We start from the raw sequence: 10,000 nt of genomic DNA on the forward strand, positions 1-10,000 counted from the left end.
CTCAGCTCGCCGCAGGCGCGAACACGACAGGAAGGGCATCCGGTGAACGCAGCGGCAAGCCGACGATCTTCGGCGGGGCGGCTCCGGGATCCAGCCGCAGGTGTGGCAGTCGCTGCACGATCACCTCGAGGGCGATCCGATTCTCCATCCGGGCCAGATGCATGCCCAGGCACGAATGGGCGCCGATCGCGAACGCCAGATGTGGGTTGGGCTTTCGTTGAATGTCGAACCTGTCCGGATCCGCGAACACCTTTTCGTCGCGGTTGGCCGCGCCGATGAACAACGTCACCACTGACCCGGCGGGGATGTCGATCCCGCCGAGTCGGCTGTCGCGAGTGCTGATCCGGCCGGTGTTGAAGATCGGCGGCTCCCAGCGCAGGCTTTCTTCGACCGCCTGCGGAATCAGCCCTGGATTCAGCCGCACCGTCTCCAATTGGTCCGGGTGAGTCAGCAACGCGTACAGCAGGTTTCCCAATGAGCGGTAGGTCGTCTCGATGCCGGCGGGCAACAGCAGGCGCAGGAACGCGAAGATCTCCTCGTCGCTGAGCCGTTGGCCGTCAGCCTCGGCCTGGACGAGTTCGGTGATCAGGTCGTCCTGGGGGTCGCGGCGCCGCTGCTCAACCAACTCGGCGAAGTAGTCGCGCAGCGCGTTGAAGGCCGCCATGCCGCGGTCCCAGTTCGTACCGATGCCGATCACTTCGATTGACCACTTCTGGAAGCGCTCTGCATCGCTCTGCGGCAGGCCGAGAATCCGCGCAATCACGCGCACCGGCAATGCGAAAGTGAAACGCCGGACGAGATCGGCCCGGCCGTCGCCGGCGAAAGAATCGACCAGCTCCTGGGCCAGCGGGCGCACAAGCTCGTTTTCCCACCGCAGCAGGAGCTTTGGCCGGAATGCCTTGAAGACTATCGAGCGGTGTATGTGGTGTTCCGGCTCATCCATCGCCACTATGGTGTTGGCCAACAGCGGCCCGACGCTCTGGGCGATCAGGGACGACGAGTACGTCACGTCGTCGCGGAACGCCGCGGCCACCTCGGCATAGCCAAGAACGTTGTACGTCTTGCCCATGCCGCCGTCGCCCTCGCCCCCGGGGCTCATTGACGGGGCCATGGGGAGCGGCCATTTTCGCTGAACAGCGTTGCGCCGCCGGGCTTCGGCGACATAGGGATGCGGATCGACAGCCGCGCCGATCTGCAGGGTGTCAGGCAGCTCGAACGTGCCGGCCTGACTGTCGGCAGAGCCGTTGATGGTCATCGGGCTACCTCCCTGGCCGCCAGGGGCTCGAATTCCCCTGAGGCGGAGTCGATCATCATCGGCTTGATTAGGTACTCGCGTCGGCGTTCGACGCGGGCAAACAACCACACCAGCCGCTCGAGGTGCTCGGCCGGAGCTGCCGCGACGATGGCGCTCAGTGCCTCCATGCCGGCGTCACGTGTGTCGGGACGCCATCCCAGCACCGCAGCCATGTCGTTAAGGTCCGCCGTGAGCAGGTCGGCCCCGACGTCCGACTTGAGTCGGATGGCCCTTGCGATGGCCGTGGCCGACGTGATGTGGAATCGCCCGGCGTTGTCGGAGGCGGCAGGTTCGCAATTCAGCTCCAGCTGCTCGACCAGGAATGATTCCAGCGAAGAGTGTTGAGAAACGGGAGTTTCCGGCAGTTCGGGTGGCTCGATCTCGATACCGATGGCCTCGGCGATTGCATCGCCGAGCCCCCGCCGCAAGGTGGCGTCCCAACCGAAAGAGGGCAGTGTGTGCTGCAGGCGGGCCGTCGGGTATTGCATCACCGGGCACACCCCCATAGGAGTGAGGAGCATCGACATCACCGTGTAGAAGCACACCGCCTGGCGATCGATCGGACGGCCGCTGACCCGCTCGTAGTGGGCGAACGGCTCGGCCAGCGGACCCGTGGGGTAGAGCATGTTGCGCATCCGGATTACCCCCAGGTCGAGCATCGGGTCCCCGATGTGGGCGAGTTCCCAGTCGATCAGGGCGGTGACGTGTCCGTCGGCGAACATGAACTGGCCCGGGCCCGTATCCGCCTGCACGAAGCTGACGCGACGATCGCCGGCGGGAACGTTGGCGTGCAGCCACCAAATGCCGAGTTCGAGAAACGGCTCCGGTCGCAGCTTGGGGCGCCAGCGGTTGAAGTCCTCTTCGATGTACTTGAACTTTCCTCCGAAGGCCGCCTCTTCGGGCGTATCTGGGATAGTGAGCCCCGACAGGTGCACCGAGTCGACGTCTACCCGGTGCAGCTTGGCGAGTTCCTCGATGTATTCGGTCATCACCTGGGCGCGGGTGGTGTCGTCGATGGCAGTGGATATCTCGTTGCTGCCGTCGACACGCTCCATGAGAATGACCCCGTGTTCCTCATTGAAGCCGAAGAATTCGGGCACCTTCAGGCCGCAGCCCTGCAGCGCCTCGAGAACCCTGGCCTCGTGGGCGATGTCAAAGTGCTTCAAAAAGCCGGCGCCCGCAACATCGTCGCGCTTTGACCTGGCAAGGACACCGATCGGGCCCTCCGGCCGCTCAACGGTCAGGAAATGGTGTGGCCGCCATCGGATCTGCTGTTCGACGTCGACAACACGTCCCCCACACTGGCGCTCGGCCCACGCGATGACTTCCTCCGGCAGTGTCATCAGAACACCGCCACGGGGTTGACCGGCGATCCCGACCCACCTACCACCCGCAGCGGCGTGACCAGGAACTGGAACTCCCAGCGACGGAGTTCGGCGCAGACCGCAGCCAACTCTTCGAGGTCGCAGTTGTCGATGAGCGGCATTCCCATCGCATAGAGCGCGTAGACGTGAATCATCGCACCGGCCACCCGCGGATAGGGTGGGGGAAGCGGCTCCTGTGGTCCGTCGCAACCGATTACGGCGATCTCGCGGTCGCGCAACCACGGCATGCATGCCGGGTGCCAGCCGGCCCGTTGTCCCCATCGCGCGTCATCGTGCGGATCGCTGTAAGACTCAGCGGTCTCGGGGCTGGCGGCGGCCCAGCGGCCGGTTCGAAGCAACAGGATGTCGCCGGGGCCCACGGTGACGCCTTGGGCCGCCGCCGTCGCCTCAAGATCGTCGGGGGTGACGGCTCGACCGCCTGCTAGGGCCGTGACTCCTTCGGCACGAGGCACATCGAGAAGCACGCCGCGGCCCACGATGCCCCCCTTCATCGCGGTCACCGCCCCGAACAGCGCACCGTGCTCGGAGGTCACCAGCCCCGATGGGCGGTCGTTGTAGATCTGGCCCTTCCAAAACAGGTGCGCCACCGAATCGATATGGGTGACGTTGGTGCCGTGGTACACCAGCCCGAAGAACTCGACGGCGGAGCCGAGGTCACCGCGACCGAGTGTGGTGGGGGGAACGCCGGGGGCGCGGTCGACTCCCTCGCCGCTCGCGACGTAGTACATCTGGGCGCAGTTATCGGGGTGTCCATAGGCGGTGATGAGGTCACGCGCGCAGGACACGGTGCGCCCCTCGGTGACCAGACGCGCAGCCGCAGTTCGGTGCTCAGGCTTGATCAGGTTCAGGGTGCCGAGCTGGTCGTCCGGGCCCCACCTGCCCCAGTTCTTCAGGTCGTCGATGTATGCGGCCACGTCGGCGTCGGTCGGCAGCGTCATGGCTCAGCGCCCCCGGGCCAGTTGGAAAGGCACCATCGCCATGTCCAGGATCTCGGGCGTGATCATGCCGCCGGCATATTCGACCCAGCACCAGCTTCGGGCCGGTTCCTTGCCGGAAGAGGTGCTGGTGAGCGGCCCGAACACGTGCAGTGGGCTGCCGCTGGAGTCGAATGCGAAAGAGTAAGAGTCGGATCCGATGGTGGCGTCCAGACTTACCATGCGGCCGGCGTCATTGAACCCCGGTTTGGCCACGATGTCCTTGTGCACGGTCGTGACACCGTTTTTGACCTGGTACCCCGGTCCGAACGCCATCCCGTCACGGCCTTGCCAGAAGCTGCCGCCGCCGACCTCGCCGTCGGTGAACTCGTGTAGCCACGACACCCACATGCCCTGAAGATGTCGGGCGATCGCCAATTCGGTATAGGCCATACCCGGCGGCCCGTAGGCGAAGTCTTGGTGGGCATACCCCGACACCTCTAGCCCGTCGACGGTGCCGGTGGCGTGCATCAGTTCGTGGCGGTAGTAAACGTCGTGGTCGATGCCGCCCTGTTCAGGGACGTGGGTGATGACGATGTCACTGACGGTCTTGCCGTGGATTTCCCACCTGCCGCTGGCGTCATGCCAATGAAACCCGTTGGCATCTCGCTCTATTCGGCCGCTCCAGTAGGTCAGCTGGACCCGGGTGCCGTCGTCGAGGTATTGCAGCGGCTCGTACCAGTCCAGCGTCGAGTATTCGGAGAACAGGTGTTCAGCGTCGGTGTCCATGCCCTTGTGCAGCTTGCGGAAACCGCAGACCGGCGACACCACGTGGGTCATGCCGACGATGAAGTCGTCGGTTCCCCGCACACCCCAGTAGTCCTGGTCCGACTCGTCGCGCACCATCGCGCCCACCCAGATACCACCGAGCCCCGTACCGTCGGCCGGCACCCACTCGCGCCGGTAGTGCTCTAGCGACGGGGTCTGGCGGATAACCTCGAACTCGATGTTCTCGAACATTGCGTTCTCCTTTGCTGTTTGGTGGTCAGAGGCCCCGAGCTATGCGGAATGGTTTCATCGATCAGATCGAAGATCTCGGGAGTCAGGCCGGCCTCGTACTCGACCCAGCACCAGCTTCGGACCGGCTGCCGACCCGAAGAATCGCCGACCAGATGGCGGGGCTGCGTCATTTCACTCCTCCCCCGGCGCGCCAGGGCATGGATCCAGCAGTCCGAGCGCCTCCAGGTCGGTCAGGTACTTCTCGATGATGGGCTTGCCAACGTGCGGGATATCGCCAGCCGGGCCGATGGCTACGTCGATCACCGCGGCGCGGAAGCGGTCCGCGGGAGCGAACGCACCCCGTGTCGGCGGCAGCGGATGTCGATAGGTCGCCATCAGCGGCAGCAGCGAGGCTTGCCTCTGCTTTTCCGGCAGGTTACGCAGTGCGCTGTCGAACCGGCCAAACCATTGGTCGTGGTCACCGATCCGCTCGATGGGACAGCCGGTTTCGATCATCCAGTCGACGTACTCGTCGAGGCCTATCGCGTCGTCATGCGGATTGACGATGTGAAAGGTCTGGAAGCCTTTGGCTTCCCCTGCCGCGATCGCTGTCAGTGTCGAGATGGATTCCGCGACGAAATCCACCGGCAGGGCGTCAAAGTGCGCCCTGGCTCGTCGACCGTCGTGATCCGGTAGATAGAAGGATTTCGGCGCCAGGCCGGTCGCCGCGATGCTCAGGATCAGCCGCGTGACCATGTCCGGCACGTTGAGCTGGCCGCGGTAGGTCGTTTCGGCCATGATCATGTCACAGCGAAACACGCGCACGGGTAGCTCACAGTGATCATTGGCCTCGCGCAGCAGGACCTCAGCGGCCCACTTGCTGTTGGCGTAGCCGTTGGCGTACGTGTCGTCGACCAGCCGTGTTGGGCTGATCGTCCGGATATCAGCGTCCTCGGTGAACTTCGCGGAATCGATCGTCGCCCCAACACCGACCGACGAAACGTAGGCGATCAGCTTCTGCCGGGTGGTCAGCGCTAAGCGAATCAGCTCCGCGGTGCCGAGCACGTTGGGGCCGAACAGCTCCCGATAGGGCAGCATGTGGTTGACCAGGGCGGCTGGGTCGATGATCAGATCAACAGTGTCGGCTAGGTGTTGCCAGCTTGCCTGCGCCAGGCCGAGATCCGCGTCGCCCTTGTCGCCGGCGAGCACTTCGAGGTGGTCGGCGGCCAGCCTCCGATACCTCGACAGCAGGTTGGCATCTCCACTGTCGAATGTGTTGTCGAGCCGGGTGCGTGCGGCCGCGTCGTCCTTGGCGCGAACCAAACAGATCACAGTTCCGTCGACGAGGGCCATCCGTTGCAGCCATTCCAAAAGTAGATAGCGGCCCAGATAACCGGTCGCACCGGTGAGCAACACGGTGCGCACATCGCTATTGGGGCCCGCGAGCGCATGCGCACCCTCAAGCGTCGCGGAGTCGAGGAACTTGTCGAGGGTGAGGTCGCGGGTATCCGCAACGGTAGCTCCTGCGCCATGCACGGAGGCGAACGTCGGTCGGCGCGTGTCGGTCGCCCGTTGCGCCTCGATGAAATTGGCAACGGATTGCAGGTCGTTGGCCGGGCTGATGAGTACGTCGACGGGCACGTCGACGGCGAAGATATCGTTGAGGGCGTCGGCGAACGTCAACGCAGTCAAGGAATCTCCACCGAGGTCGGTGAAGCGCACGCTGGACGGCGGGGTGGCGCCGGGAACGCCCAGCAGCGCGCTAGCGGCCGCGCACACCGTCTCGACTATCGGCTGGGTCGCGGCCCGATCACGAAGCTCACCCAGCCGCGTGTTCTGGGCCTGAGCGTGTTCGTCGTACAGCTGCTCGAGGCGAGCGCCGTAGTGTCGCAGAAGGTTCGGGCGTGACGGTTTGCGGATGCCGGACAGCAGACCGTTGTCGAGGGTGAACGGGTACGGCTCGACGATGATGTCGCGCGGGACTTCGTAGCTTCGCAGGTCGGCGTCGCGCGCGGCTTCTTGCAGCGAGCGAATGAGCATGGGTTTGAGTGCGTCGATGTCCCGTTGAGCCAGCGCAGCCTCGGTGGGAACCACGACCGCCAAGAGGTATGGCCGCTCCCCGTTGCCGTACACGTAGATCTGATGAATCAGATCACAATCGGCGTACACGGCTTCCAGTTTCGAGATGGTGACGAACTCGCCTTGGGAAAGCTTGATGACGTTGTTCCGGCGATCGACGTAGCGCAGTTCGTCGGGGCCGAGTTCCTCGACGACATCCCCGGTCCGGTAGAAGCCGTCCTCGTCGAAGACTTCGGCGGTCAGTTCGGGCCTTTTGTAATACCCGCGAAACAGCGTGTTGGACTTGATCAACAGCTCGCCGCGCGGATACGGCCGATCTGTGCTGAAGTACCCCAGCTCGGGCACATCAGCCAGCTTGTAAGCGGTCACTGGGGGTCGCTGCACCTTGCAGTCGATGACCACCGAGCCGGATTCGGTCGCGCCAAGCGCATTCATCAGATGCGAGTCGAGCAGCCTTTCGACCCAGTCCGCCAGGTGTGCGGAGATCGGCGCGGAACCCGTCAAGGCCGAGATATATCGGCCGCCGAGCACCCGGGTTCGAAGATCGGCCAGAATGTCTTCTTCGGTTGGGCCGGCGGTGGCGGCGCCGCCACCCCGGGCGCGTAATTCATTGCGGTACTCACCGTGCAGCATCTCCCAGATGCGCGGCACAAAGTTCAGCTGGGTGGGGCGTACAAGTGATAGGTCGTCCAAGAATGTCGAGAGGTCGCTCTTTGCGGTGAAATACGCGGTGCCGCCGGCACCCAGTGTCGAATACAGCATCGCGCGACCGGCGGTATGGCTCATCGGCATGTAATTCAAGGTGATCGCCGGGATCGCAAATCCGCGTTCCGTCAGCACGGCCGCCGTAACGGTCCATACGCCCTTGGCCAGCCCCTCGGGCTGCATGGCGCCCTTTGGGCTTCCGCTGCTTCCCGAGGTATAGACGATGGCCGCGAGTCGGTCGTCGTCGGCCGGCGGCTCCGGTGGTAGGGGTCTGGCCGCGCCACGCTGCAAGAGCTCCTCGATGGTTTCCAAGACGACGGAACTGCCCGCCGCGGCGAGGCGTGCGCGCGCTTCATCAAGGTTTCGCTGGTGCTCGTCGAGCTGCGGGTGGCGGTCAAAAACCACGAGGATGGCCGGTGTGGCCGCACCAAGTGCCAGCTCCACACCGTCGTTGAGATACGCGGCGCTGCAAGCGATCACGGACGGCTCGATTTCCTCGACTATCCGTCGCAGTTGCCCGACCGGCGCTCCGGCGTGCAGCGGCACCGAAACCGCGCTCATCAACGGTGCCGCCAAATCGATAGTGGTGTAGTCGACACTGCAGAAACCCAGCGTGGCGACACGATCGCCCGCGGACACTGCGCCGTCGGCCAGTGCGCTGGCCACTGCCGACACCCGCTGCCACAGTTCGCGGTACGTCACGAAATCAAACCATGGCAGCATCTCGAGACGCTGCGCGCCGGTGGACGCCTCGCGCACCACCTCGACGGCTCGCCTGCCCAGGGCCGGCCGGTCCGCATAACCATCGGCCACGGTGCGCATGAGGCCGGCCAAACCGATTTGCGGCCGCAGGATGGCTCGACTCACGTCTTCTCGCGGCAAGGCCGCCGCGAACTGAGCGTCGTTCGTCAACAGGTCGGCGACCCTGCGCGCCAACTTTTCGGTGTGACTGTCAGCGAGCATAGGGCACCGTCGACATGCCGTCTTCCTTCCGCAACCGTTGGCAGGATTGCAGACATTCTACATTCTGCGCCGCCAGCGGCTAGAGCAAATGGCGGAGAGCCGAAACATTGCTATGGGCTTGCGCTGCGGGCGCGGACAGGCTTCGGTGGCAGCGGGTATGGGCGTACTCAGGTTGCTGTGCTGCGACAGTGAGCTCCGACGTTGTTATGCCGGCCCTAGTCCTTCGGCGTGAGCTTGAACGGCATTTCAATCTCCAGCGGGCGACTGCGGCCGCAGGCGCCGCTGGGCGCTGTGGTCGTATCCCACCCCAGGAGAGCCGACGTACCGTTTGGGTCAGGGTAGAACTTATAAATCTGCTTGCCAGGAGCGGTGCTGCCGTCCTCACACTTTTCCCAGTTATCGACGGTATGGGTCACAAACCACATACCGCTCCGGTAAATCGCGCCGGAGTTCCAACCCGCGTCGCTGGTGACTTGCCCAGAGCAGTCGAAGATATCGGCACAGCTCGAAACTATGGTCCACGTACTCGAAACCGTTGCTTCGTCGTGAAATCTCTGGTTCGTCTTGGCCCATTGCCCATCTGACCGTGCAATGTAGGTCCCGTTGAGGGCGGGTTGGTCGTTAGAAGCATGGCCAGGCGCGATGACGGACGAAACCAGGACTGCCACAACGCTTTCTACGGCGACGAACCGAAAACCACGGGGTAATAAGTTGTTCACGACGGGCGGCGCTGTGGTTGCAAGACAAGGTCTTTCCAACTCTTGTGTGCCCCTGCGGCCAAGTCGCTCTGTTCGACCACCAACCCGTTCGGCGACATGTACCGCCCTGTACGCGGATCATAGGGAACGACGGCGACCGACGGCCCGTCCGGCGCGGTGATGTGCGCGGAGCTCGGCGCCGCGGGCCCCGGACCGGCCGGGGCGTCCGGGGAACCTGGTGGGGGGCCCGGTACCACCTGCCCCGGGACTTGCGGCGCCGGCGGCGCAGGTGCTGCCGCTGGACCGCTGCCGCCCGCCGGCGGAGTCCCCTCAACTGGCCCGAATGTGTGGTCGCCGGTGCTAGCTCGGTCGTCGGGCGGCACGCCCTGCGAAATGAGGTTGGGGTCGATGGGGTTTGGCCCCAGCGCATGTTGACGCATGCTCAACGGCATGTAGGGCTTGTCGCTGTCGCAGATTTGCACGGTGGGAGCTCGTTTACCCGGATGGGCCATGCAGGGCAGGTTCCGTGCGCCTCGCACGAGGATGGGCGAGTCTTGCGGCAATTTGCAATACAGCCCATCCGGTGTGTCCACGGTGGTGGTATCTGCCGGCGACCGCCACTGGGACGGCGGTAGGAATCCCACAGTGCAGGCGGGCGGATCACCGGATTCGATCCGAAAGTTACCCAGCGGCAGACCGGTCGCGTTGTTGTTCGGCGCGATGGCCTGAAGGTCGGCGAAGTAAGGGGGGATGAGCACAAGAAGCTGCTCAAGCGAAGGCAGGTAGGTGACACCGACCTGCCCGAGGCTGGTGAGGTTGGCAAGCAGCACGGGCAAGGTCGGCTTGACGCTGTTGAGGAGGCGTGAAACTTCCTGCAGCGCGCCCGGACCGGTCTGCAGGATTGTCCGCACGTGTGGGTCGTCGGCGACAAGCTGGTCTGTGACGCCGGCAAGGCTATGCGCC

5 protein-coding genes and 1 pseudogene are annotated in these 10,000 nt (G+C 64.5%); all 6 read right to left on the reverse strand.

Features of this window, described 5'->3' with window-relative positions:
- Nucleotide 1: 1 nt before the first annotated feature.
- Nucleotides 2-1,255, reverse strand: coding sequence for a cytochrome P450 (locus A5709_RS11390; protein ID WP_068011562.1), 1,254 nt, complete (start codon nucleotides 1,253-1,255; stop codon nucleotides 2-4).
- The gene (locus A5709_RS11395) at nucleotides 1,252-2,637 is read right to left on the reverse strand and encodes a phosphotransferase family protein (RefSeq protein WP_068011561.1); all 1,386 of its coding nucleotides are present in this window, start codon (nucleotides 2,635-2,637) and stop codon (nucleotides 1,252-1,254) included. The genes A5709_RS11390 and A5709_RS11395 overlap by 4 nt, the downstream gene beginning before the upstream one ends.
- On the reverse strand, nucleotides 2,637-3,617 hold the full coding sequence (locus A5709_RS11400; protein ID WP_082953464.1) for a cyclase family protein: 981 nt from the start codon (nucleotides 3,615-3,617) through the stop codon (nucleotides 2,637-2,639). Before A5709_RS11400 ends, A5709_RS11395 begins: the two co-directional genes overlap by 1 nt.
- Nucleotides 3,618-3,620: 3 nt before the next feature.
- Nucleotides 3,621-4,613 carry a hypothetical protein gene (locus A5709_RS11405; RefSeq protein WP_068011560.1) on the reverse strand — a complete coding sequence of 331 codons (993 nt, stop codon included), beginning with the start codon at nucleotides 4,611-4,613 and terminating at the stop codon, nucleotides 3,621-3,623.
- Between the two features lie 171 nt (nucleotides 4,614-4,784).
- A complete protein-coding gene (gene car / locus A5709_RS11410) occupies nucleotides 4,785-8,339 on the reverse strand; it encodes a carboxylic acid reductase (protein WP_068119938.1) in 3,555 nt (1,184 codons plus the stop codon).
- 715 nt (nucleotides 8,340-9,054) lie between these two features.
- Nucleotides 9,055-10,000: pseudogene (locus A5709_RS28405) on the reverse strand (virulence factor Mce); the annotation flags it as partial.

It is taken from the genome of Mycobacterium sp. E1386, assembly GCF_001672745.1.
GTDB lineage: Bacteria > Actinomycetota > Actinomycetes > Mycobacteriales > Mycobacteriaceae > Mycobacterium.